The following is a 25,062-nucleotide window of genomic DNA, read 5'->3' as shown; positions in this document are numbered from 1 at the left end:
CTCCCTAAACGGCATGGAATTCCGTTGACTCGCGGATATACCCCGCTTCCTTCAGGGCCTCATACGGCGCCACACGCTGTTCAAGCCCGCGCGCCGTAATCCCGCGCAAATCCTGCTCGGTGTATGGAACGTTCTTTTTCACGCGTGCTGGTGTTTTTCGGTTTTGCTTTCGATTACTCGCTTCTTCTTTTGCCTTTTTCGCCAGTTCAAAAGCGTCCCACATGGCCACTTTAATGTCCGTGCTTCCGCCGTTCATCAGAAGCGCCCCGCGGGCGCAGTCTTTGGCGATCTCCTGGTCCACGCCTGCATTGACCAGATTCATCGCCACCTGAATGATCAGCATTTCCTCATCGGCCTCGCCAACCGTATCCGCGCTCTCCATCTTTTGCTGCATGGCAAGCGTGTTGAGGCGGCCCGTAACTGTAACCTTGCTCCTTTGACTTTGGGAAAACTTTTCCAGAACTTCATTGCTTACGGGAATGACATCCCCGTATTTGAGCAGTTTGTTTTCATCGCCGTTTCGAAGCGCATCCAGAATTGGCTGCGCGGTTTTCATGTGGGTTTTAGCCGTCTCACGTATAAGAGCAGGTGTGATTTTCTCCTGAACACCAGGAATCCCAATGACCGACCACTGCGTGAGCATGAATAGCTTAACCGCTAAATCAACAATGCCCTGCGTCTGATCGTATAGCATGTCACTCAGGGCCTCATCGAGCGGCGTGTATTCACTTGTGAACTGATACTTCCACAACTTTTTGACGAACTGCTGCCACTCGCGGTCTTCCTGGTTCAAGTTCGTCCAAACCATATCGCCTTGTGACAGCCCCCGTCTTACCTGGGCAAATTCTTGGGTCAAGATCCGCTGCGCACTATGGGTGCCGATCAAAATCACAGGAACGCCGATCTCGTTGTTCAGCTTTACAAAGAAATTGAGCATTTGCTTGGCACCGCCACTTGCTGCCATACTCAGCCTCTGAATTTCGTCAATGACTAGAACCCCAAGCCCGAGTGATGAGGCAATGCGCGACATTTCAGGTATCAGCTCCTCCGCCGTGCGGCGGCTTTTGTGAAACTTTCGATAATACTCCGTTCCCATAATCTGATCAACGGATTGAAAGAAGTTTAAGACCAGCGCTTTAATGGAGCCGTTATACGGGCACTCCAGTTTCAGCCAGACAAGTTGAGACCGCTCAAACACGTGTCCGTTGTATTCATAGTGCATTATCAGTTGCGGGTAATACGCAAGCACCCGCTCCACCGCTTTGGTTTTTCCGACCCCGCTGGTGCCGATAATGGTAAAACCTGTGGCAGATGGGGAAATCACTGGTTTTTTGTACTCATCTTCTCCGTCCCAATCAAGATTCGGGAAAGATGACCGCAGCTGCTTCACCCATTCTGGGGAAAGCGGGTTCCGTGTGACATAACCGCCGCGTATCACTCTGGATATCCTTTGATGAAGATCCAACTGATTGGGAGTGGGCTGAATGAAATTTGAAAGCCGCTGAACAGCATGCTGGCGATACTCGGGTGGAAGCTCGCGCTCCGACTCCAAATATGCGGGTTCTAACCGAAGCTGGAACACCGCCTCTTTGGGGCTTAGGATTGGAGGAAGAGCCGCGAGGTAAACGTTATGCTGGCACATGGGATCTTGCTGCTCATTATATCTCGCAGTTACTTTGTTGCCGATAAACGCATGCGTTCCATTGGCTAAGATTTGCTTTTGGATGTCAGTCATCAATGCTCCTCCTCATCCAATATATCCAGGAATGAATCTCGCTTCGTTGTCTTCGGACGGAGTTCGCTGCTCGGCCCGTCCTCTTTACGCGGCATCTCGATCACCCTGGCTGGGTTTTCCAGCGGCGGTTTTTTGCCGATGTCGTGTCTCTCGGCAAGGCGGTTAAGCTCTTTTTCCTCTCGCCGATTGTTTCGGATCTCTTTGGTTCTCTCGTTGTTACTTTTATCGGACTGTTTCAGCTCTTCGTCTGTCCGTTTCGTTGCCTTTTCGATTATCGCTTGTCGCTTCGCGTTGTATTCGGTCTGCGACTGCATTTTCCTCGGGCCTGCTAAATCGCGGTTTAGCTTTGCAATTTCGTTATAATCCGTTGCTTCTTCTATGGTTTTGTTCTTGTAAAGCTCTTCTGATTTCGGCGTCAATTCGCAGCGTTCAAAACCTTGTCCGTTTTCAGCGGGCAGATAAATCGCATTCGTGCTGCGAAAATCATACGAAATCGGCACTTTCCAAACGCCAGTTGACGCCGCCTGTTCAAACCAAGCTTCCCTCATCGCCGTATCGCAGGAATAAAACATGCCCTCAAACCTGATGCCCTCGCGGGTTACGGTCGCTTCTTCTTTTGGCATCAGATGATACCGAATATAATCAGGAGGAAACGCTCGAAGGATGCCGCCGCGGTTTTGAATGCCCCAGTTCCACAGGTCAAGCGGGTAAGGGCTGACGTGCTGGGCAACCATATCTGAGTCCAAGCCGTAGTAATCCATATACTTCTCTTGGTTATGCTCCAGTACAGTTTGGATCATATACGCTGTAAACTCCTCCAGCGTAAGTTTGCCGTCCAAGCGGTGATCTTTCTCTCCGCGCTCACGCTCACGCTTGTGTACCGCCCCAGGCGCCCATTTAATGGCGTTTACATTCAGCAGGTTAAACGTTTGCTCTACAATGCCTTTCCAGTCCGCGCGGAAAGGTGCCGCATTCAGAAGTGTAATGCCTAGCCCGCTTACCACATTATCGGAAGCTTTGCTTTTCAGTTCGCCATTGTCCGCGAGAATCGCCTTTGGCACATGCTGGCAGGGCCACTGATCTTTAGTGATTGTGATTCCGTACCGCGCACAAAACTCCACCTTATCTTCAAAAGCGTTTGCAAGCGCCATTCGAGCACCCGTCCAACTTGGTCCCTCCAGTCCGACATAAAACCCAGGAATTAATCTGCTGAAGCCATCAACGATAACATAAATTACAGGTCGGCCTATTAGACGTGTGCGGTCAAAGCGGGAAACCAAGTATATATCCGCAATGGTCGCATCAACTTGGTAAATAGCTCCTGGACCAAAGTGCATGTCCTTTGTGCTGCTTAACAATGGTCGATGCTTCAAGTTGAAGGCTCGCTTGCCTTCTTTGGCAATTAACCTCTCACGTGTGTTATAGCTTCTGTAATACCAACTTTTAAACGAAGCGAAAGTCGGCAGTTCTTCTTCAGACGGGAGCAATGGGATTTTATTGCCATCTCTGTCCGTTATATCGCCGATGCTAAACCATTCATCGATCATGTCTTTGTAAGCTTTGGGCAGCGACTTGGGCTTTCTCGGGTTATAGAAAACCTTTATTGCGAGCGAAAAAATCGCTTCTATTTCCTCTGTGATATTCACGCCCGTCATAATGCCAAGCGTCTTGGACACTCTGGAGGGCCGCCCGCGTTTTGATCCGTCGGCACTTTTCTTTTTTCCTTTTCCACCCTTTCTGTCATGTGCGTGAAATAACGCCGCTTCAGTCATGCCCCCTGCCCAGTATCTGCGAAGATACTTGTAGTACGTTTTCGCTGTGGCACCACTTTCATCCATTCGATCCTGTAACGCGGCCCATCGAAGCGTTTTATCATAGATATCGGGCACATCTTTTACCAAATCCTTAATCAATTCCCAGGCTTTATCACGATCCTCGTAAGCTTGGGTATTATCGGGCGACGGAACAGGAAAATTCATATATGGGTCAACTGGCCGCACGATCGCCTGTCCTTCTTCGAGCGCCGACGTGAGCGCCTTCACTTGACGCAGCACAGGAAAGTAAACCTGCTCTTCTCCTAGTGGATTCAGCCGTATCACATAGCATTCTTTATAGTGGGAATCGACCCATAACACCCGTTCCATGTAATCCGTCTCGATCCACTCAATCAGATTGCCCGCCGCAATCATGACACGACATTCTCCTTATGATGTTGGATTCCGTTTTGAGCTGCTCGTTCCACAAAGAGCGGTTTTGACGGATGGATTCGCTTGGTCATGTCCACAATCCACTGTTTTGTTGCTATAAAATGTTGGATCGCCCAAAGTGATGCGCCGTTCTCCATGCCTGTCCGTTTGTCTACGTTTAAAGCAGCTTCGGCAAGTGAGAATCCATATGAATTTGTAACTTCACTATACAAAGTCGGCTCCAATTGCGCTAAAATCGTAGGTGACGAGTGAAACGGTGAGCCATCGATATCCCGACAAGCGTAAATCCATTCAATATTTTGGGCCATCTCTTTCGGAATCTCGTGTTCCGTCACGATTCCCCAGTCTACATTTCGCTCAGCCCAATACATGCGTTCCAGTTCAAACTTATCGATTTTCCGTTTTGAAGAGAGTTGATTGGCTGGAATGACTGTTCGGGCAACCATCTCGTTATTCCCATTTTGATTAACATTGATCACAAAATCAGTGGTCATCACGATCAACTCTTTTGTTTTCTGATCCTCGGGGTGTTTAATACCGAGTCTTTGGGACAAGTCGCTGGTGTTCTCGATAGGCAAGGGATATTTTTCTCTGATGTCTGTAATGTTGTCGGACCATTCGAGCATATAAAAATAGTGGCGTTCAAACTGGGACAAGAAGTTATGGATACGCCCTGTCTTCCATCCAGGAACCCTTCCTGACTGGGAGTTGTTTCCAGAAAAATCTCGAACTGTGGTCCATGGCACGTAATCTTTGCCCGTTTCCTGGCCGCGTCCTGCCTTCATTCTGTTCTCCTGAGACATTTTACGCATGTTATTCACCTGCCATTGTATGATAGTGTTATCATCATATTCGTCAAATTGTCTGACAATTATACCCATTTCGTGAACGGCGGCTATCATTTATCCATCACTAATTGAAAGAGGTGTGAATCTAGTGACATTTGGTGTAAATTTACGGTATTTCCGTATTAGAAAAGGTCTGACGCTCCAGGAATTAGCAGAGCGACTGCACGTGTCTGCCAATTATTTAAGCACCCTCGAAAATAACAATGGAAAGATAAAGCCCGAGTTTCTCCCCCGATTATGCGCCGAACTCGGCATCCAGCTGACTGACTTATTCGAAGCGACTGCTGAACGTAGAATCTATTGAAGTCGGCAGATGTTGAAAAATGTAAAGCGATGACAAACTTTCGTCTGTATGGTCCAGAATAATTGGCGCCGCATGAAATGTCAATAGATTTCCAAAAAATAATGATTGCTTATTAGTTTGAAATCATTTATAATTATTGATTTTATAATATCAAATTTTGGATGTTAATGACCCTTTAGTTAACCGCTGCTCAACTGAGCAGCGGTTTTTTTGTATTCAATTTGGTTCAATATTTCCAGAGTCTGGAAATATTTTAATTTGGCAATGAATGAGGTAGTGAGGTGATCCAAAAATGGAATGGACTGAGAAGCCGAATCTTTGCTCGGATGATGTGGCCGCGTACCATTCAAGTGCTTTTCTAATTGAGCCACTGACAGCTAAAATGCTTTTTGCTAGGGGAATCGCAAGCGAGGATACTTTTTGGAAATACGCCTACCCGACAATCTCGGACCTGCATGACCCTTTTTTGCTCCGCGACATGAAAAAAGCCGTAATCAGGATCGTTCGGGCAATAAAGAATCATGAAAGAATTGTGATCTACGGCGATTATGATGTTGACGGCATTACCTCAGCTTCTCTCCTGTATAAAGGTCTTTGCTTTTTCGGCGCGGATGTAAGTGCCGTCCTGCCGACACGCAAAGACGGGTACGGCCTTACCGCAATCGCTATTGAACGCATGGTGTTGATTGATCCTGCCTTGATCATCACGGTCGACAACGGCTCAAATGCGTATGAAGCACTTCGCTACGCCGCTTCCAAAGGAATTGATGTCATTGTCACGGACCACCATGAGATAACAGGTTCGCATCCAAATTGCCATGCTTTTGTGAATCCAAAACGGGATGACAACGACTACCCGAACCCGTACCTTGCTGGCGCAGGGGTGGCCTATAAGTTGGTCCATGCCTTGTTTGTAGCCAGCGGAAATCATGAATGGCGGATTCATGCATGGCAGTATATTGAGCTCGCCGCGCTCGGAACCATTGCGGATCTTATGCAGCTAACGGGCGAAAACCGCGTAATCGCTAAGCTCGGCATTCAAAAAATGAATGCAGATCCGTCCCCGCGGCTGCGCGAGCTGTTTCGCTTGCTCAATCTGAACTCGATCGACAGCTCCACGATATCGTTTCTAATCGCGCCGATTTTCAATTCCTGCGGCCGTATTGGCGATCCAAATGAAGCATTGCACGCGTTGATCAGCGATGATACTAAAACTAAAGAGTTTGAGCGGTTCATTGAACAAAACAAAAAACGTAAAAGGTTGACCCAGGAGTGTTTTCAATTACTTGATCAATCCATAATAAGTCAGGGTTTGCATCGGCAAAAAGTAATCGTTGCTTGCGGGGACTATTCAGAAGGGATTATCGGTATTCTTGCGGCGAGAGTAACGGATAAATACCATAAGCCCGCAATCATCATTACCAATGAGGGAAAGGGCTCAGGCCGCAGCGTGCAAAATACGCAGTTTTCCATCATAAACACCGTGGCCCGTTGCGCGGATTTGCTTAAGGCTTACGGCGGACACCAAGCTGCTGCTGGATTAACCGTGGATCTTGCCTGCTTAAATCAGTTTAGAACATCCTTGCAAAATGCCGCCGCGCACGAACCGCCGATTATACCGATCAAGTATTATGACAGCTCGTTTCAGCTGAGCGACTGCACCAATGCCCTCTTTGAAAACTTTATGTTAATGGAGCCTTTTGGCATGGGGAATCAAAAACCTGTATTCTTAACCACTGGCATGGCTGAGGCATTTGAACGATTTGGAAATCAAAAGCAGCATGCTAAATATCGGATCGGCTCAAAAAGTGCATTATTGTTTGGCAGAGCTGAATATATACATTCAAATTCTTGCAGCCAATTTCGATTTCTTTACAGCCCAAATTCGTATGAGAAGCGTGATTTTGTAATCAATGATATTCAGAGTATTTAATTTGAAAATATTCCCTTAGTCTCGCGCGGCGGCTTAAATAGCAGCCGCTATTTTGATTGTTTTTTCTTCGAGATGTTAAGTAATCTGAGTATTTTGCTTATCTTCGAGCCATTCAAAGCCTTTTGTCCTATTTTTCTCAACAATACATACAATTAAGAATTACAGCTTACGAGAGGTGGTTTTTTATGAGTCATTTCAAGGATACCATCTTTTTGTTCATGTTCTTTATAGCCATGGCCTTCGCATTCATTGGCAACAGCTACTTCAATCCAGTGGATGCAAAGTTTTCAGCACTAGCTACCGATGCGGCACATGAAGCAGTCTCGACATTCACATCTCCGATTAAGGAACTCTTCAAAAATTCAGCAGAACCAAGCTCAAGTTATCAGTCACCGTACTCAACAGGCCAAAACTTTTGGCTTCCAGCAATTATGTACTTACTTGCAGCGACCCTGTGTATTAGCGCAATTTATTTTTATTATAAAATGAATCATTGGAGTAATTTTACCCCTATCGAAAAATGGCTCCGTGTAGTATTAATGTTTGTTCAGTCCTTTATGGGATTTATTTTTGCGATCGGTGGTGTGAAATATTTAGCTTATGGACTAGTCCACTCCTTTACATTTCTAGCCGTCTTTGCATTCTTTTCTCTAATTCTCCTCGGTGTATTTAAGCAAATCTTTTATAGGCATTCATGAAGCGTTTGTGAAAGAATCCCTACCAATAAACTCTCTAAAATTATTCTCGTCATTCCACATTCTGTTAAATTGGTCTGTCCATTTCTGAGCGATATGGTTATCCTCTAGAATGACAATTACTTCATCATGGGAGCTTTTGGCCTTATTTGTGTAATTATAGGAACCTGTCACGATTTTATCATTGTCCGCTATCAAAATCTTTAAGTGCATATAACCTTGATGATTATTTACTTTTACTGGTATGCCAGCTCTTGCAAGGGATTGAATTAATGAGTATTGACCATTCGCATTTTTAGTTTGAGCTTTATCGGTTATTAATCGCACTTTAACCCCCCTGTTTGTTGCGTGGAGCACTCGGTTTAATATCCCTTTGTCTGTAAACGTATACATAGCTATATCAAGACTTTTTTTAGCCGTATCAATTATTTCTTTCAATTTAACATCTGGAGGATTGTCAGTTTTTGTGAACGCGTAAGCGACTTTAAATTTTGAATTATTTACAGGATCAATTTCCTCAATAATTTTCTTAATTTCGGCTGCGTTATCCTGAGATGAAAGGTCATTTTTTTTCTTGTATAGAACATATCCAGCAACCGAAATCCCTGCTATGCTTGCAAAGATAATTGTTATTGGTTCCATAAATATCCCCCCTTTAAACCAAGGTATGTATTGACAGATTTGTCCTATACTAATCACAATTATAAATAAAACAATCCATTTCCTTCATAATTGACGTCGCTCGTATTGTCGGGGTGTTTATAATTGGATTTAACACTAGGCCAAGAACAGAATAGCCTGGCTGCTCCCGTTCTTTTTTATCTTCGGCCGTGAATCATCAAGCAGCAACTTGTCGAATAATCGTTCTTGATCTTGGCATTTAAATTACTATAAAATATAGGGTATTAGAGGTGGTCAGGGTTATACCGATTAGCACATTACGCCCAACAAAGGCGGTGGTCGGAAAGTCCAAGGTGCATGAAACAACAAAACAACAAAAATCACAACACCTAGAAAGAAGCGGTTGATTAAGGTCGAAAAACTCATAATCAAGGTACCGAACTCATCATTCACAAGAAAGATGTCAAAATCCATTCAAAAGACAGCCATGGCAATGATACTTATCCACCGAAGGGGTAACGCATGTTCAAATCAGGATTTATTCTATCCACCGACGCACATATCGCAGCCGCAATCCATAACAAAACACCAGTCACCGCCTGGATGGAGAATAAAATCGTAGACTATGGCGGTGTAATCGAATCTCAGAACGATTATGCCGTCAAGATCAACGATGAATATTACGTAAAAGCCGCTTGCGAATTCAGGGTTCGCTAAGCGGCTATATTTTTCTCTGTTTCAATCTATCTGCTCCAACTCCATAATGGATCTTTTATTTGATTCAAACCAATTTACATAGTGCTCATACTCTTCACACGTTTTATGATTTAGCATAGCCAACGATATTTTCTTGAAGCTTGTTTTATCCAAGCCACTTAGGAAAAACATGCTCATCCGTATTAATATCATCATCTAAAAAAATGCCGCACATAAAACAACGATCATATGTAAAAGTCATTTCTTTAAAAGGATCGTAATGTTTGACCATATTATTTGGATCTCCCTTTCCTTTTCGTCACATCTTAATTTGCGGTCAAAATATCAAATTTTATTACGAATGAAGATGTTCGAGTAAGAATGCTTATATCACGCCCGTTAGCTTAATTAGAGGTAATGCGAAGGTTACTCTTCCTTTAAAGCATTTAATCGCTTTATTTGACTATAAAATCACGGATTAATGTGTCGAGAATGACTGCACCGTTACTCTCCTCTAAGGTATTCGATTTCAATCAGCCATTTGCGTATGTCGGGATTGCCGATTCTGCCAAGCGCATAGTTGATGAGTCGCTTAACCTCTTTAAAAGACAGGCCGTAATCATCAAGCTCGCTACGATGCCGCTCCATGAAATGGAATAGCCTTTTAGCTTCTTTGGCGGTGATTGACGCGGCCTTCAATTTGTCCATATAATCGAGGACATCGATATCAACATTCACGATTTCCGACGCGGCGGCAACCGCTCGCTGGTATTCGGGCGGCAGCGCCTGCATGCGCGTTCTTGCTGTTTCTTCGGCGGCATACTGCGCAGCCAAGCGCGCCTCCTCGCGGACGATCGCTTCTTCTCGGAACTGCTCAACCCGCTCGGCCACATCGTTTGCGAATTGCATGCGGTCTTCATCCTCTTGCTCTTCCCTGCTCAGCACGATTTCATCGCGAACAATAAGCGCGCTGGACATATGCACCCGATAGCCGCGGGTTAACGCGAAAGCGCGGAATGGCTTCCGCTTCTCGTCCAAGATTAACCGATAGACCGAGAACGTTATCTCATCGCCTGCGGAGTGCACATAATACAAGCTTCGAACATCAAGTTGCATGGGTGCGTATGCCCGATACCCGAACAGATCCAAGATATTGTGATCAGTGAAATCCTGCATGATACCTTCCATGAATGCGTCCCATGTGCGGTCCGCTTCAGTCTTGATTGCTAGGCCGTACTCAGCTTCCCACAGATGAAGCACGCGGTGCTCAAAATCATCTGCTAGTTCCCTGTCTTCGACAAACCATATTGACTCCAGGCCTCTATCAGCGAAATACTGATTTCGCTTGCTGATCGTTTTGACGATTTTTTCATCCCCGATATTGTGAACCTCGGTTATTACCGAAATGGCGAATTCACGCCCACCCTTGCTCATGTAGATATCGGGATAATGCCTCCACTTCTCGGATGCTTTTTCTTTATAGCCGTACTCTACCTTGAGGTCGGGCTTAATGATTTCCTGGCTCTTCAGCTCGGTGTAAATTGCTTCCTTGATAATGGAATGCTTTTTGTTCTCGCGCCTTGTTTGTTCGCGGTATGTATCGTAAGCGGCTGCTTCCTGACAGGTCTTGCCCGATGGATGTGCAAAATGAATTCCGCGGATTTCACCTGCTCGAAGCAGCAGTTTCTCAGCGCAAAACGGGCATGTCATTGCTCCTTTTTCTGCTATACGCCTGTACTTTTCGATCGCTTTATCTCTGTCGTAATCGCTGACCTTACTCAACTCTGTATTAATATTCATCACTAATCCTTCGTACCGCGCGATATCCATTTTTCGATCCTCCACCTAGTGATTTGATCGTGACGCCTAGATTACTGCATTGTGTAATCCCCTTAAAGCATTGAGAGTCCGCCTAACGTAGGCGAGCAATTCGGCTTCGTTGATGGGCACAGTATCCGCAAAAGGATTTTGGTCGTGATGATACTTCTTACTGTAATCATTAATATCTTCAAGATCAGCAAGCTGCCCTTGTATTAATGAGAGATGTGGCTCGGTTGACGTCCGTACCTTTTGAATAAATCCGCCAAGCCATTCACTGCTGGTGAAATCACGAGGAAAGCGAACACGCAAATTACCTTCCAAAATAGGGCGAATGCACATTGCAACGGATCGAAAATTCATCGGCGGCAGCTTTCCGTCCAAGAAATCTGCGAGCGTATGATACAAATGATAGTAATCAGATCTTGTTTCGGCTTCGATATCCCATATATCAATGGTGCTGTCGTACTTGCCTTCCCTTTTGATGCAAAACTGGCTAAGCAATGTCTTTTTCTCCGCAAACTTGTCCCACAAAACGCGCGCAAAGAAGGTATCATGCGTCAGCACAATCACTTGTCTAGCGATCACAGAAAATTTCATGATCTGGTCTGCCGTATAACTCTTTCGATGGTTATCCATACTCGAAATCGGATCATCGAAAATAATCACTTTATTGCGAATTTCAGGATCAGATTCAAGCTTCGCCAAGAAAAACGCAAAGGCAAGACTGCTCTTATCTCCTTCACTTAGTGTGTTTTTGAATGAAGGTCCCGTTAACGGAGATTTGTCATTCCCCACGTCGACTGCCATATCGTTGATCTTTAGCGAAAAATTGCTGCTTGGTCTGCCGCCGACAAAACTCGATTTATAATCCGAAATCGTAAAACTTGCTCCGCAATTTGTTAAATGTCTATTGATTTGAGTTTCATACTTGGCAAAAATATCAGTCGTGTAAGCATTCAATGAGAGTCGAACTTCATTTTTTGCCCGCTCTAGTTCGCGGATTGTTGCTAAAAGTTGTGTGTATTTCTCAGCCATTCCGACTTTTTCTTCGCTATAACGCAGCTTTACATTCGTTAAATAAGTGAGTTTAGTTTTTACTTCTTGGATATTCGTGTTATCCGCCAACGTTTTTCTTGCTTCGATCGTTTTGTTAATTTGAGTTATTGTGCCATTATAAGCGGTCAGCTCATTCAGCAGATCAAGGTACTTATCAATTGATGCGATTCTTTCGGAGGATACATTTATCTGTTCGAGCGGCGCAAGTTTTTTTTCGGCGATTAGTGTTGTCATGCTTCTTGTGAAATCGTCCCACGTTGCTTTTATTTGTTCCCAATCCAACTGCTTTACATCGTCTATGGCGTCGTATGATCTCCAATATGATACTAACTCGTGATTGGTATGAAAATGTTTCTGCAAATTAAGCAACGCGTCATTGGAAAACTTTTCTGTAAACGTCGTTTCCAAGAGATTTACCGTATGTATTGCTCTTTTGTATTCCTCGCTAAAGTATGTTTTGAAAGCAGTCACCAATGGGGTATTTTTTAGATCTTGATCGCAAAACGGACACTTTTCATCTGACGTAATTTTGGAAACTCCATACTCAAGCCATTTCTCGCCGCGCTGATCAAGGTGTTGCTGGATATGTTTTTTGGTCAATTCCTCTGCATTATCAACGAGTTGTTGGAATGTGTTGCCCGATATATTCCCAAGAAATTTTTGTTTATCGAACGACGGTAGAGAAACCGCCGAACAGTATGGTTTTGCCTTAATTTCATTTTGCTTCTCCATAGCTTTAAGTGTGATAGACTGCTTTTGAACTTCATCCTCAAGATCATGCTTCGGAGGAAATTTCAGGAAGTCAGCTGGAGAGACAACGCCCTGAACACCTTGCACAAGCTCTTTTTCGGTTTCCTTTTTTTTGGCGTTTTTCTTTTTCAAATCATCATCCAAGGACACAAGATGATCGGCCAGTTCCCCGCCTTGTTTTCCAATCGTGAATAAGTAGAGCTGTTTTTTTTGATCATGCTCAATTACGTGTCTGGAGTATACATTTTGACTTACAAAGGATGAATCGAATATTTCCAGATCAAAATCGGGCTTACTTAACCAGTTATGTTCTCTAAAAGAGAGCATTCCGTTTTCTGTCAACAAATCTACGGCCTGTTCGCCACTCCCTCCAATCGTTTTTCTGCCCACAATCCATTCCCCATTTTGTTCATGAAGCGAGCGAAAGACGTTTGACAATGTGGTCTTGCCACGGCCATTTTCGGAGTAGAGAATAGTGAATCGGTTTAGTTGTATCCCCTTCGGCGTGCACGATCTGAATTTACCCGTGTTTTTGATCTTGACGATCTTCGTAATCATTGAAATCATCCCCTGAGATAAATTAAGGAAATATTCGACATCAATTGTCAGACTCCTTTCAATTTTCATTAATATAGTAAAAATAATCCTCTAGCAAAGCAGTATAACGGTGATGTTATGCTCTTTACACAAATTAAGCCAATGCTTGTTACTATGGGCACCGACGAAGGAGACAAAGTGTAACTAACCAATGCCCGTTAGTTAAGTTATTTTCAGAAAAAAAAACGATGTATCTGTTCAACCTTAGTTGTTTCCTGTACAGACACCAATTTGCAAATTGTAAAATCGTCCAACGAGGAAAATTTTCTGTACTTTCGTCATTTATTTTAGTCTTACTCACCTACCATGCCGTCACCATCACGATCATCCATATATTTGTATAGCCAGTGGTCACTCGTTATTGGCATACTATAACCAGCTGTTTTTGCTTCTTTAATCGTTACCTTTCCGTTACCGTTTGTATCGACACTAGAAAGATCCTCTGAACTCGTGGAATCGGAAGGTTCACTGCCTGTTAAACCGAGTGATGCGTTCACTTCATCAGGATTCACATTGTCATATGTATCGACAATTACGTTACCCATTAACGTATAGGTATATTGATAATTTGAAGGGATCTGCGTCTCCGTGTTCGGGTAGGCGATAATAGCTTCGAAATTAGTAGCTACACCTGCTTTGCGTATAGCGTCTTCCATATAAGCTTGATCACCATGTCGGTTGAGTGTACTATCTTGTGGGGTGATGTTATAAGCATTCGATACCCCGCCAAGTGAATCAGCAATAACATGTCCTTCATCTAACACATCACTTTCGACACCAGGAACTTTTGCTTCATCAGAGCAATATCTACCAGACGATGAGACAGACTCCTTACTGTCATCTTGTAGAATGATTTCGTCAGCAATGACACGCACTAGTTGCCCGTGTTCGTTTGTAAATGCCCAGTATTCACGGTCCCCGTAACCAACATCCACAACGACGTTAGGTTCACGATGCCCAGACAAATCACAACCATCCACTTCAATGAGTTTGTATCCTGTGAAAAGTTCGTTATTTGGTTGGGTTGGTGTTTCCTCGGCTACCTGTTCGTCAACAACCGTCGGGGTAGTTTCTTCTCCTTCTGTCTTTATAATGACCTCGGTAACAGTTTCTTCAGGTTCTTTATCAACTGTGGTTACTTCTTGTGGAGCATCTTCTACATTTGTAATAGTTGAATTTTCTGCATTGGTACAACCAACCATTAAGATGATCATTAACAGTAAGATTAAATAGTTCAATTTCTTTTTCATTTTAGGACTCTCCTATAATAGTTTCATACCTGTTCATTCTAGAAACGACGACTTTAAGTTATCTTGTTCTATGTTCTTACCATAAAAGACTAATATTCTATTGAATGCTGCCCGTTAGCGGAACGAAGGTGCCGTATTATTTCGCAGCAGCACATCGTGTTCCTTTATTGAGCTATCGTTCCTCGTTAGCTTAGTTGCTTTTTCGTTCATTCACTGAACTCTTAAGCATATATCGAATTCCTTTACCTGCTAATGGCTCATCTTGATACCTGGGAATCACATGAAAATGCGAATGAAATATATGTTGCCCGCCAACTTCTCCGCAGTTCCAACCAAGATTGTACCCCTGTGGTTTATACACTGTATCTAAATATTTTTTAACATCTTGAAGCAAAGAGTATGTTGATTCCCATTCCTCTGATGTTAAGTCAAATGCTGTTTCTCTGTGTTGTATCGGAACAATTAAACCTGCACCTTCAAGGTTAGCTCCTTTGACTTGAGCTTCTTCCAATTGTAAAAACAAACAATGTTCATTTTTTAAAATGATTTTTTGCTTTGGTTCAAGTTCTATGTTACAAAAAATACAATCTCTCTTCATATATTTTTGTCCCCCCACTTAATCTACTTTCACCAAATAATTATTCGATTTTTAATAGGTAACGGTATATTGATCCGTGGGCTTTATGCCTCCTACTTCAAGGCAGTTCGAGAGCCAAACTGCTGGCTCGCCTTTATCATGGTAAACTCCGCATTCCGTGCGGGCGACTTCACGACTCAATGAATGATCCAATTCACTAGCCTCCACACTGTTATTTAATCCCATCTTATCTGATCATTGAGCACGATGCGACAACTTTTTTTAAATTATAAAAACCACATGGCATAGCCATGCGGTTCATTGTTGTCCATGGCTAGCATTAAGCCAATCGGGCCGCGAACGCAGAATGGATGGCCTCGCTATCCATAAATGCCGACTCACCTAAAAGCTCGGTTAGCTTACGGTTAAAGCACGGCTTGCACATCCTTACGCTTTTAAGATTGCTAACCTCATACAGAATATAATCGACATTTTGTCTGCCCGTCAGCAAATGCTCGCAGGTCTCTCCCCCCGCGTTTACGGTCTCGCATTGCATGTTTGCGACTGTCATTGCCGCCAACACCCTTCTTGGTTTTGGACAATGATGATCGCGCTTTACTGTTCTGTGTAAAAACAAGAGGCATTTATCGACTCTGAAGAAAATCTGCTTGCATTTTTCAGGCAATTGGATATGCTGGGATATAGTAGACGCTAATATTACAGGAGGAAAAGACGGTGGCAATCACGTACGAGTTGCATGAATTCAAGAATTTATTACAAGATTTAGCTGATGGATTTCCAATTCTCAAAAGTGTAATTACCGACTACAACATTACTGAATCGGAGGCTATTCATATATTCTTAGACTATGCGCTAGCACGGCGCGCCGCAACTGGACAGTGCAACATAAGTTTAGAAAACGGAACATTTACATTTCTGTCTATGTTCGGATGGACACGTCATTCTAAATTTTACGAGGTTTTTCTCATTAATGATTGAATCAACTCTTGTGCATAACCAGGCAGGTCTTGCAAACGAGGCTGCTTCTTTAATGGCGCCCAATCAAGAATTTCATGGGGACCGATGTACTTGCAAAGCTCCCACTCTACTTCGCCTTTGTCCTCTCTGCTTACGTAGACCCGCAATTGCTTTATCGAACGCTTTGATTTTATCAAAAAGACAAACCCAAAAGTTTTGCTGCCCATTAAGACGATGTCCGCTTCATGCCTTATAAAACCAAAGTCGGTTATTTTTTTCATATCGTATCACCTCACCTTTTGTGTATAACCGCTTGCTGTAAATTGTCAATATCTTTGCCTTTTTAACATGGCGGTACAAAACGCACACGTATTTACGATCCACAAAAAAGCCTACTTATTTTTCTCAGGTGAGGAGCGGATGTAGTGGATATAAACACCTTTATCAACCGCATCGTAGGCGAAGCATATAACGTCAGCTATGCTTTTAGGCAGATCGCTGTTGTTCTTCGCCAATTAATCCAGGACAGTAATGCAAAACATATTCTCTACCCCAAAGGGCTTTTTATAAAAGACTCTAATGAGGAAGTTTACATTTTCGAATCAAACGGAGTGATGCGTTTCTCGGTCAAAGATCACAGCGTCAGTGTGGAGACTTGGAAATACCTCGATATTCAAAAATTGGAACTCAGCCTATCGCCGCGAAATAATCAGCATAATAAAACACTCAGCATTTGTTTTTCAAACGGTGACGTAATCAAGCTCGACAGTTGTAACGACACGAATGATCATTGGAGTCACAATTATGCAGAGAAACTGCTGGAGCTGTTTCAATGGCTCCGCTCCTACGCAAAGTAAATAATCCCTCGCTGTTGCGAGGGATTAAGGGTATGAATATGAGACCCGTCTGAATCATCTGAAATGGTGCTTCAAATGACACTCCCAAATCTCCTTCACGGCCCCTCGGGCATCGTGCGGTCCTTTATTGCCAAACATGCTAAACGTCATTTCCAAAGCGGGTTGCCTGTCGGCGTCCAACACAAAGGCAATTCCCTCGTTCATCGAATTATCGTTGTCGTAATCCCGCGCTCCGAAAGCAAGATTAATTTGCGGCAGAGATCCGAATAAACTGCCCAACCAGATCTTAACATTTGTGATAGACTTCCCGCCCAAGAACAGATGGTACACCATTTTCTTCTCGGTGATCTTTTGACGATCATAATCGAAGTTTGGATTCTGCTTTTTAAGTTCGGCAAACAGTTTATCTAGCTCCTGGTTTATGTCCTGATAACTCGTTTCTATGAACCTCATCTTATCCCTGTCGGTGTATTCCCTGACATGCGGTCGCACCAATTCTTCGAAGTAAGTATCGTTCGCCGCGGTTTCCGTTGGAATCCGATCAGTTGCCTTTCTGGGAGTCAGCGTTGGTTTTGGACCGATCGGCTCCATTTCGTAAAGCGGCACATCAAAGATCCGATGAAGCAGTTCGGTGAACGATTCATCGAACTTGCTGTCATCGGAAAAATCGATTGTGTAATACCCGCGAAGATGAAATGGTATAGCCGCCTTAAAGTTGCCGCTATGCCTGTTCAGGAAAATCAGCTTGTTTGGATTTTCCTGCAAAGTGGAAAGCGAAAGCACCGTTTCAAAGCCGACACCGCCTTTATTGTTGTCGGCTCGATCCGCATAGTTTTCGGTCAACACCACTATGATGAAGCTGTTTCTCATCATGTTTTGTACCATCATGGAATTCAGGTTAACTGTGCCGCTCTGGGTAATGAATATATCCAATTTAGCGTCCACGCCGTTCTTTCTTAGCTTGTTCGCAAGATCAAGCACCCATTGCTGATGCTGCGGGCTATCCCAGCTATAACTGATAAATGCGGGTATTGGCTCGTGCTCCACGACCACTCCTCCTGATCTGTTTACTTGGTTTCAAAGTTTATCGCTTGTCCGCTTGATGAACGTTAGATGGACACCACTCCGAATACCCTTCTTCATTAATCAAACCAAGATTACCTGGTTTTTTGCGGCTGCTCCTCTTCGCAATAAAATAGTAATGATCCCACTCCCGCGGTCCAGCCATTTCAAGCAAACGCGAACGCCCGTGGGTCATGAGACTGGAGAAGCGCCTTTGCTTCCTCTATAAAGGCTTGGTCATCGGCAATCGAAGCAATATGAAAACGGTGGCGGACATCGCATGCCGAATCCTTTTTTCACTTTGATGATCATATGCTTAAACCGCGCCATTTCTTAACATAAGTAAATCTTGGTTAAATAGCGGATCAACACTCGAATAGCCTTCACGTAATCTTCCGAATCAGTCCAGCCGCCCTCGTCAAGTTTGACATTCAGACTGATCACCTTGATGTTCTTCTCGTTGAACCTTCTCACCGTCTCCAGGTCGGCGTTTGGCAAAATAATATAATGCCGAGACTTCACGAGCGAAATCATTCTCTCGTACAGATCCACGAAAAACTTATCGGCAAATGAAAACCCGATAAACAGAAGTGGATTGTTGTTCATAATCGAACTGAAGGTGATCAGGAGCTTTTGATCGTCGTACAGCTTTTCGTAATCCTTATTTGAAACAATCATGGTGTCCATTTTGTTGATATGTCCGTGAAGATGTATGACCTGGTTTACGCCCTTCATCAATTTTCTGATGCTTTCAATTTCAGTGAGGCAAACGGGTGCCGTGTATACGCCGCTTTCTTCGGATAAAAACTCGCTCATCAGAAGATCGTAATTGGTCGTAATATAAAATCTACTGTTCAACTTAGCAAGATCGGCATAGTTGTGATCGTCAACGCGGGTCTCTCTCTTCCGCCGCTCTTTAATAATTTCAACGATTCTTTCTTTAATTTGGTCATAAGAAGCAAATTCGTATGACTCAGCGACCAAATAGTCAAATGCGGCGAGAAGATCACCTTCTTGAATCAGGTCATTAAACCTTTCCTCGATTGCTTTGTCAGAGAAAGAGCCGTCGTTCATGATTTCAAGAAGCCCTTTCCAACTCGGCAATCCAAGCGGCGTGGAAACACCCGAGCCGATAAACGGAATCACGTCCGTAATCTCGGCCGCGAGCATGTCTAAGTGCTTTGGAAAGTTCGTATTTAAATACCGCTTCTCTTCCCCTCGGAGAACATGCGCGCGTACGGATTCAATGAAATCGCGCTTCAGCACGAACATTTCCTCAATCTCGTGGTGTTCGGCTTCACCGATATTCCATTCGCAATGCTCGCATTGTTCGTCCAAATTGGATACCGTGCCATCCCAGCTTTCTTCTAAACAGTAGTAATGATAATGCGATTGAAGTCCGCCCGCCTCCCGAATCATGACGAGCAGCGCATCGATTTCACCTTCGGCAAACTCATTTGAGAGAAGATCTTTGCTGAAGGCCGAAAAACCACCGATCTCCACAACGGTATTAATTTTCTCCAGCGCCGCCGCTTCGTCGATGCCTAGATTAGTAGCCGCGGTGTTGATCAAGGTTTCCAACGACATGCTGAATTAACTCCTTGCCCAGATGTTTTTTTCCTTTGAAGCGCAAGTACAAACAATCGGTCATTGATTCGATCCTTGTTTGTTCCATTTTATCTACATCTGGATTATTCGGGTCTCGAAACCATGAGAGGTTCCACTTATTCAGCTTTTGCGCCTTCTCGAAGTCGGTTAGTAAACTGTACAAGTTCTCGGTCTTGCATATTGGCTTTCCTTTTTGCCCTGTGCCCGTTGAACTTCGGTTCATACGGTTGTTTTGATAATCGATATTGGTGGGATATCCGATAAGCCCTGCGTCGGCCGCTTTCTGTGCCATCACTTCATCTGGGATGTTATTTTCAATATGAATGCCAAGCAGCAGATTATGAATATTCTTGGACAGGTCGCCGATTTGGTCCCTTGACGGCTTACTGCCAAGCCGCTTCAGCGCCTTCTCCAACTTGCGTGTAGTCGCATCAATATCTTGCTGCGCCGAGGATCGCACAACTTCACGAACGTCACTGATCAGTTTTTCGTAAAGTGAATAACAGAAAGCGAACATGCCTTCTCTATCTTTCTTGACATTTTTCCCAATCTTGATTGAAAAGGGGCTTACAAACTTGTCCAAGATGAAATTGCGATATCCACTCGGACTTTTGATTGATTCGTCACCATCGTCTATCTCCACGTCAGAAGTGTGCTTGGTCATGACGATGCATATACGTCGCTCAAAATCCAGTTCAACCGCTGCGAGCAGATACCCAGGATAGGACGTTTTTTTTCTTTTTAGCATCACGGTTCTACCGACTAGGAACCGTACGTTGGTCACATGGTTACCTGACTGTTTGTAATCGAAACCAGCGATGAAATTCGCTCCCATCGTGGTGACATTCAGAACGTCCATCAAGTAAAACTTCTCAGCGGACTTCATATACGCCTGCGCGGTTGTTGACACATTACCTTTAAAACTCTCAATGATTTTCTCCGCTTGCTTTTTGAAAATATCAATGCCAAGAGTAGACGGGGTTTCGATCTTATGAATAAATACATTTGTCAGGCGGCCATACATGATGTTCTCGAAAAGGATTTCATTCAATGCGGCGGTCGAGCCTTTGCTCTCCGCGTAGTTTTCATAGAACTCCGAGAAACTCTTTGCGGACAGGTCGATGTATCCAAGCCGAGCTATTACCGTGACCTTGAACTCTTCAAAATGAGCATGATCTGTAAATCTGGCCCCGTTAAATGCGTATATCGATTCAACTCTCACACATTCGCCTCCGCGTTAGCATAGTTTTTTGAACCCTGACAAACGGCATTTGCTGTTCCTATATGGTTGATCGGGGAGCAACGTCACGCGTTGTAATACTGCCTTCTCTCACTCGAATTCTGTCTTATACTGTTATTTCTATAATATCATATTTCAGTATTTTAGTAAGCGTGTTTATACACAGATTGTGGATAATAAGTTTGCAAGAATTGTGGATAACTAGTTTGAGCAATAAAAAAAACCCATCGAGATAATCGACGGGCCGAAGCGATTGAAATACCATACGGTAGTGTTTTCCTGCTTTGTACTTCCCACTTTTATTTCACACTTCCCGCTTTTATTTAACGCTTCCCATTATTATTTAACGCTTCCCACTATTATTTAACGATTACAGATGAAAAAATTTAATTTCCAAACTCACTCCACCGTAACGCTCTTCGCCAAATTCCGCGGTTTATCCACGTCATGACCAAGTGCTAATGAAGCGTAGTAGGATAACAGCTGAAGCGGAACGACGGACAATGCCGGCGTCAACAGTGCCAGCGTGTTCGGGATCGAGAATACCTCGTCTACCGACTTGGCCACTTCCTCGTGGTTGCTGTGGTTCGTTACGCCGAGTACGTGAGCGCCGCGCGCTTTGACTTCTTTAATGTTGCTAAGCGTCTTCTCAGCAAGTTCTTCTTGCGTAACCAGCGCGATTACCGGTGTACCGTCCTCGACCAACGCAAGCGTACCGTGCTTCAATTCTCCAGCGGCATACGCTTCGGAGTGAATATAGGAGATCTCCTTCAGCTTCAACGAGCCCTCCTGTGCAACCGCGAAGTCCAAGCCGCGTCCGATGAAGAACAAGCTGTTGTGCTTCACGATCGAATCAGCGATTAACTTCAGTACAGGCGCTTGCTCCAGCAAAGCTTCTACTTGCTCTGGCAGCTGCAGCAGCGCAGTTGTCACTTCACCAATATACTGCTCGTCACGCGTCCCCAGCGTCTGGGCGAAGTATAAGCCTACAAGGTAAAATGCGATCAGCTGCGAAGTATAAGCTTTCGTCGATGCGACCGCAATCTCCGGGCCAGCCCAGGTTGTGATGACATCATCGGCTTCACGGGCAACGGAGCTTCCCACTACATTCGTGATCGCCATGACACGGGCGCCATTGCGCTTCGCTTCACGAAGAGCGGCAAGCGTATCCGCGGTTTCACCGGATTGGCTGACGACGATAACGAGCGTATCCTCCGTGATGATCGGATTGCGGTAACGATATTCCGAAGCCACATCCGTTTCTACCGGAATACGTGCCAACTGCTCAATAATTGTTTTTCCTACCAAGCCTGCATGATAAGCCGTACCGCAAGCAACGATATGAACCTTTTGAATTCCGCGGATTTGCTCTGCGGTCATGCCGATTTCCTTAAGCGTGATCGACTTGCCGTCTTCGGAAATACGGCCCATCATTGTATCGCGGTAAGCCTTCGGCTGCTCGTGAATTTCTTTCAACATAAAGTGGTCGAAACCCGCTTTTTCCGCAGTAATCAGATCCCAATCGACATGGAATATTTCCTTGGAAATATTCTCGCCGCTAATCGTCAGCAATTCGACATGATCAGCTGTCAATATAGCCATTTCGCCGTCATTCAAAATGTAAACATCGCGAGTATGCTCAAGAATAGCCGGGATATCGGAGCCGATGAAATTCTCGCCTTCACCAATACCGATAACGAGCGGGCTCGCATAGCGGACAGCAACTAATCTGTCCGGTTCATACTCAGTCAATACGCCCAGTGCAAATGCGCCACGCATCCGCTTCACGGCTTGTTGTACGGCTTTGACAATGTCTCCCTCGTACACCGATGCAATCAGGTGCGAGATGACTTCCGTATCGGTCTCCGATACAAACTTATGGCCGGCAATGCTCAATTCCTCACGCAGCTCCAAATAGTTCTCAATAATCCCGTTGTGTACAACCGAGAACTTGGATGAATTATCCGTATGTGGATGTGAATTCACGTCAGACGGCTTGCCATGTGTTGCCCAGCGTGTATGTCCGATCCCGACCGAACCGCAAATCGGCTCCCCTTGCAGCTTCTCCTCGAGAACAGCCAGGCGGCCCTTCGACTTGCGGATCTCCAGCCCATTTCCAGTGAAAACGGCAATTCCCGCCGAATCATAACCGCGGTATTCCAGCTTTTTTAAACCTTCAATCAAAATATCCTTCGAATCGCGTTTTCCGATATATCCTACAATTCCACACATAATTAAACAGACCTCCGTACGGTATATTTTTTCCCCGTTCCACGGATGCCATCCATCATGCGGTTTAGGCTGTATTTGGTTTTCCCGAACGTGTTCTTGTACGAAAAATCCTCATGCCCGTACCGATATGACATCGGCATCGCAGACATTCAGGAATATATTAAAAAATAGCTGATTCTGCCGAACTCTTGTCGGACCGGTCGCCCTGGTCTTTTTGCGTTTCGGCTTACGGTTTGAATCCTAACCGGGAGGTCCCCGCCGAACATTCCGAACACCTCCACCTCGTCAGCTTGCCGGATCCCTTCATCTCTCCGTGGCGATCCATGCTAGCTCTGGCGCTTGTGATGCTAAGTAACCTCTATCCTGCCCTTCCATTCCAGAATCATACTACCTATCATATTCATTTTCACAGCAGCTTGCAACACCAAGTTTTTCAAGGCGTTTTCATGCTTCCTCATATCGTTACCCAGCAAGTTCAGAGTGTGAAACAGTTGATGAGCTGCTAATCGGTAAAAGACTCTATCTTTACTCCCGGGAAATCCATTAGCGGTGAAACGGCTGCCGCCATCCATCGGCGGACAGCACCGTCTCCCGCGCTTTCATGAATGAAACAATGAGACTCGATGATTAGAGTCTCTTGTATTCATTACCCAAGCTCTGCTTTGACCACATCTACAATGCGAGTCACATATCCCTCAACGACATCCTTGTCCGGGCCTTCAGCCATTACGCGGATCAACGATTCCGTTCCCGAAGGACGCACCAGCACTCGTCCGTTGTCGCCAAGCTCCTGCTCTACTTCAGCTACCGCTTTCGCAATGGCGGCATTGTCCTTGTACATGCTCTTGTCCGCTACTCTGACATTCACAAGCACCTGCGGGAATTTGCGCATCAGCTGTTTCACTTCGCTCAGCTTCTGTCCGGAAGCCACCAGCGTATCCACCAGTTGAAGTGCTGTCAGGATACCGTCGCCTGTTGTATTATAATCGAGAAAAATGACATGGCCGGATTGCTCACCGCCCAGATTATAACCGCCGCGGCGCATTTCCTCCATAACATAACGGTCGCCTACCGCAGTTTGGGCTGTATGAAGACCCAGATGCTGTGCCGCTTTGAAGAAGCCGATATTGCTCATCACCGTTGTCACAACCGTATCTGCATGCAGTGTGCCTGCCCGCTTCATCGCATCCCCGCAAATGCACAGTATGAAATCCCCGTCAACCTCTTCGCCTGCATCATCCACAGCGATCAACCGATCCGCGTCTCCATCAAAGGACAGTCCCAGATCGGCTCCATGAGCCAGAACCTGTTCGCGCAAATACTCCGGATGCGTGGAGCCCACCCCGTCGTTAATGTTAAGCCCGTTAGGCTCCGCACCAATCGTGATGACTTCCGCTCCAAGTTCGCGGAAAACTGCCGGTGCCAGCTCATAAGCGGCGCCATGCGCGCAATCGAGTACAATTTTCAAACCTGAGAACCGGTTCTTTACCGTTGTCATCAAGAAATCCACGTACATTGCTTTGGCATCCTCAAGCACGGTTACGGTACCGATGCCGCCGCCTTCCGGACGAGGAAGCTCATCCTGCTCCGCATCCATCAAACGTTCGATCTCCATCTCCGTCTCATCAGAGAGCTTGAACCCGTCCCCTCCAAAAAACTTAATCCCGTTATCCTCTACAGGATTGTGGGAGGCCGAGATCATTACCCCTGCATCCGCTCCAAGCTTGCGAGTCAAATAAGCGACTGCCGGCGTAGACACCACACCAAGCCTCACTACGCTTGCTCCGATGGACAGCAGGCCGGCGATCAGCGCAGCCTCCAGCATCGGGCCGGAAATACGCGTATCCAGACCGATGATTACCTTTGGCTTCTCTACCTGCCCTGCTAATACATAACCGCCGCAGCGGCCGATTTTATATGCTAATTCCGGCGTTAACTCCCGATTGGCCACACCACGAACGCCATCGGTTCCGAAGTACTTACCCATTCGATTTA

General features: G+C 45.0%; 20 protein-coding genes. 5 read left to right on the top strand and 15 right to left on the bottom strand.

The window, feature by feature from the left end:
* Positions 1–4: 4 nt before the first annotated feature.
* The 3 genes from IEW11_RS12890 to IEW11_RS12880 are packed head-to-tail and all read right to left on the bottom strand — an operon-like array spanning position 5 to position 4,727.
* Positions 5–1,735, bottom strand: coding sequence for an ATP-binding protein (locus IEW11_RS12890; RefSeq protein WP_188531472.1), 1,731 nt, complete (start codon positions 1,733–1,735; stop codon positions 5–7).
* Positions 1,735–3,924 carry a TnsB C-terminal domain-containing protein gene (locus IEW11_RS12885; RefSeq protein ID WP_188531471.1) on the bottom strand — a complete coding sequence of 730 codons (2,190 nt, stop codon included), beginning with the start codon at positions 3,922–3,924 and terminating at the stop codon, positions 1,735–1,737. The genes IEW11_RS12890 and IEW11_RS12885 overlap by 1 nt, the downstream gene beginning before the upstream one ends.
* On the bottom strand, positions 3,921–4,727 hold the full coding sequence (locus IEW11_RS12880) for a TnsA endonuclease N-terminal domain-containing protein (RefSeq protein WP_188531470.1): 807 nt from the start codon (positions 4,725–4,727) through the stop codon (positions 3,921–3,923). The genes IEW11_RS12885 and IEW11_RS12880 overlap by 4 nt, the downstream gene beginning before the upstream one ends.
* 142 nt (positions 4,728–4,869) lie before the next feature.
* Here IEW11_RS12880 and IEW11_RS12875 point away from each other — a divergent pair, with 142 nt between their 5' ends.
* From IEW11_RS12875 to IEW11_RS12865, 3 genes are all read left to right on the top strand, one after another.
* On the top strand, positions 4,870–5,094 hold the full coding sequence (locus IEW11_RS12875) for a helix-turn-helix domain-containing protein (RefSeq protein ID WP_308422734.1): 225 nt from the start codon (positions 4,870–4,872) through the stop codon (positions 5,092–5,094).
* Positions 5,095–5,386: 292 nt separating this feature from the next.
* Entirely contained in the window at positions 5,387–7,027 is a 1,641-nt protein-coding gene (recJ, locus tag IEW11_RS12870; protein WP_188531468.1) for a single-stranded-DNA-specific exonuclease RecJ, read from the top strand.
* Positions 7,028–7,212: 185 nt separating this feature from the next.
* Positions 7,213–7,725, top strand: coding sequence for a hypothetical protein (locus IEW11_RS12865; RefSeq protein ID WP_188531467.1), 513 nt, complete (start codon positions 7,213–7,215; stop codon positions 7,723–7,725).
* Here the strand turns inward: IEW11_RS12865 and IEW11_RS12860 are convergent.
* Entirely contained in the window at positions 7,720–8,364 is a 645-nt protein-coding gene (locus IEW11_RS12860; protein WP_188531466.1) for a phospholipase D-like domain-containing protein, read from the bottom strand. The genes IEW11_RS12865 and IEW11_RS12860 overlap by 6 nt on opposite strands.
* Positions 8,365–8,865: 501 nt before the next feature.
* Here IEW11_RS12860 and IEW11_RS12855 point away from each other — a divergent pair.
* The gene (locus IEW11_RS12855; protein ID WP_188531465.1) at positions 8,866–9,060 is read left to right on the top strand and encodes a hypothetical protein; all 195 of its coding nucleotides are present in this window, start codon (positions 8,866–8,868) and stop codon (positions 9,058–9,060) included.
* A gap of 483 nt (positions 9,061–9,543) precedes the next feature.
* On the opposite strand, the gene IEW11_RS12850 is transcribed toward IEW11_RS12855, so the two are convergent.
* The 6 genes from IEW11_RS12850 to IEW11_RS12825 all read right to left on the bottom strand — a co-directional run bounded on the left by IEW11_RS12850 (position 9,544) and on the right by IEW11_RS12825 (position 16,349).
* Entirely contained in the window at positions 9,544–10,869 is a 1,326-nt protein-coding gene (locus tag IEW11_RS12850) for a competence protein CoiA family protein (RefSeq protein WP_188531464.1), read from the bottom strand.
* A gap of 36 nt (positions 10,870–10,905) precedes the next feature.
* Positions 10,906–13,224: an AAA family ATPase gene (locus IEW11_RS12845; RefSeq protein WP_188531463.1), complete on the bottom strand. Its 2,319-nt coding sequence runs from the start codon at positions 13,222–13,224 to the stop codon at positions 10,906–10,908.
* Positions 13,225–13,556: 332 nt separating this feature from the next.
* Positions 13,557–14,513: a DNA/RNA non-specific endonuclease gene (locus IEW11_RS12840; RefSeq protein WP_188531462.1), complete on the bottom strand. Its 957-nt coding sequence runs from the start codon at positions 14,511–14,513 to the stop codon at positions 13,557–13,559.
* A 190-nt stretch (positions 14,514–14,703) separates the two neighbouring features.
* Positions 14,704–15,111, bottom strand: a complete 408-nt coding sequence (locus IEW11_RS12835) for an HIT family protein (RefSeq protein WP_188531461.1) — start codon at positions 15,109–15,111, stop codon at positions 14,704–14,706.
* A 319-nt stretch (positions 15,112–15,430) separates the two neighbouring features.
* Positions 15,431–15,661, bottom strand: a complete 231-nt coding sequence (locus IEW11_RS12830; protein WP_188531460.1) for a hypothetical protein — start codon at positions 15,659–15,661, stop codon at positions 15,431–15,433.
* Positions 15,662–16,061: 400 nt separating this feature from the next.
* Entirely contained in the window at positions 16,062–16,349 is a 288-nt protein-coding gene (locus tag IEW11_RS12825; RefSeq protein WP_188531459.1) for a hypothetical protein, read from the bottom strand.
* A 144-nt stretch (positions 16,350–16,493) separates the two neighbouring features.
* On the opposite strand from IEW11_RS12825, the gene IEW11_RS12820 reads away from it, so the two are divergent.
* Positions 16,494–16,925, top strand: coding sequence for a DUF3908 family protein (locus IEW11_RS12820; protein WP_188531458.1), 432 nt, complete (start codon positions 16,494–16,496; stop codon positions 16,923–16,925).
* Between the two features lie 54 nt (positions 16,926–16,979).
* Here the strand turns inward: IEW11_RS12820 and IEW11_RS12815 are convergent, their stop codons facing one another.
* From IEW11_RS12815 to glmM, 5 genes are all read right to left on the bottom strand, one after another.
* On the bottom strand, positions 16,980–17,972 hold the full coding sequence (locus IEW11_RS12815; protein ID WP_188531457.1) for a toll/interleukin-1 receptor domain-containing protein: 993 nt from the start codon (positions 17,970–17,972) through the stop codon (positions 16,980–16,982).
* Positions 17,973–18,320: 348 nt separating this feature from the next.
* Entirely contained in the window at positions 18,321–19,574 is a 1,254-nt protein-coding gene (locus IEW11_RS12810) for an SIR2 family protein (protein WP_188531456.1), read from the bottom strand.
* The gene (locus IEW11_RS12805) at positions 19,537–20,817 is read right to left on the bottom strand and encodes a hypothetical protein (RefSeq protein WP_188531455.1); all 1,281 of its coding nucleotides are present in this window, start codon (positions 20,815–20,817) and stop codon (positions 19,537–19,539) included. Before IEW11_RS12805 ends, IEW11_RS12810 begins: the two co-directional genes overlap by 38 nt.
* A gap of 417 nt (positions 20,818–21,234) precedes the next feature.
* On the bottom strand, positions 21,235–23,067 hold the full coding sequence (glmS, locus tag IEW11_RS12800) for a glutamine--fructose-6-phosphate transaminase (isomerizing) (RefSeq protein WP_188531454.1): 1,833 nt from the start codon (positions 23,065–23,067) through the stop codon (positions 21,235–21,237).
* 646 nt (positions 23,068–23,713) lie between these two features.
* Complete coding sequence (glmM, locus tag IEW11_RS12795; RefSeq protein ID WP_188531453.1) at positions 23,714–25,054, bottom strand: phosphoglucosamine mutase; 1,341 nt, start codon at positions 25,052–25,054, stop codon at positions 23,714–23,716.
* Positions 25,055–25,062 lie beyond the last annotated feature (8 nt).

The sequence above is a fragment of the Paenibacillus abyssi genome, assembly GCF_014640295.1.
Classification (GTDB): domain Bacteria; phylum Bacillota; class Bacilli; order Paenibacillales; family Paenibacillaceae; genus Paenibacillus_D; species Paenibacillus_D abyssi.
This window is presented reverse-complemented; position numbering and strand designations above follow the sequence as displayed.

Coding starts and splice junctions, on each gene's coding strand:
- IEW11_RS12890 (WP_188531472.1), bottom strand. CDS start 1,735: ATGACTGACATCCAAAAGCAAATCTTAGCCAATGGAACGCATGCGTTT.
- IEW11_RS12885 (WP_188531471.1), bottom strand. CDS start 3,924: ATGATTGCGGCGGGCAATCTGATTGAGTGGATCGAGACGGATTACATG.
- IEW11_RS12880 (WP_188531470.1), bottom strand. CDS start 4,727: ATGAAGGCAGGACGCGGCCAGGAAACGGGCAAAGATTACGTGCCATGG.
- recJ (WP_188531468.1), top strand. CDS start 5,387: ATGGAATGGACTGAGAAGCCGAATCTTTGCTCGGATGATGTGGCCGCG.
- IEW11_RS12865 (WP_188531467.1), top strand. CDS start 7,213: ATGAGTCATTTCAAGGATACCATCTTTTTGTTCATGTTCTTTATAGCC.
- IEW11_RS12860 (WP_188531466.1), bottom strand. CDS start 8,364: ATGGAACCAATAACAATTATCTTTGCAAGCATAGCAGGGATTTCGGTT.
- IEW11_RS12855 (WP_188531465.1), top strand. CDS start 8,866: ATGTTCAAATCAGGATTTATTCTATCCACCGACGCACATATCGCAGCC.
- IEW11_RS12850 (WP_188531464.1), bottom strand. CDS start 10,869: ATGGATATCGCGCGGTACGAAGGATTAGTGATGAATATTAATACAGAG.
- IEW11_RS12845 (WP_188531463.1), bottom strand. CDS start 13,224: ATGATTACGAAGATCGTCAAGATCAAAAACACGGGTAAATTCAGATCG.
- IEW11_RS12840 (WP_188531462.1), bottom strand. CDS start 14,513: ATGAAAAAGAAATTGAACTATTTAATCTTACTGTTAATGATCATCTTA.
- IEW11_RS12835 (WP_188531461.1), bottom strand. CDS start 15,111: ATGAAGAGAGATTGTATTTTTTGTAACATAGAACTTGAACCAAAGCAA.
- IEW11_RS12830 (WP_188531460.1), bottom strand. CDS start 15,661: ATGACAGTCGCAAACATGCAATGCGAGACCGTAAACGCGGGGGGAGAG.
- IEW11_RS12825 (WP_188531459.1), bottom strand. CDS start 16,349: ATGAAAAAAATAACCGACTTTGGTTTTATAAGGCATGAAGCGGACATC.
- IEW11_RS12810 (WP_188531456.1), bottom strand. CDS start 19,574: ATGTCGTTGGAAACCTTGATCAACACCGCGGCTACTAATCTAGGCATC.
- glmS (WP_188531454.1), bottom strand. CDS start 23,067: ATGTGTGGAATTGTAGGATATATCGGAAAACGCGATTCGAAGGATATT.
- glmM (WP_188531453.1), bottom strand. CDS start 25,054: ATGGGTAAGTACTTCGGAACCGATGGCGTTCGTGGTGTGGCCAATCGG.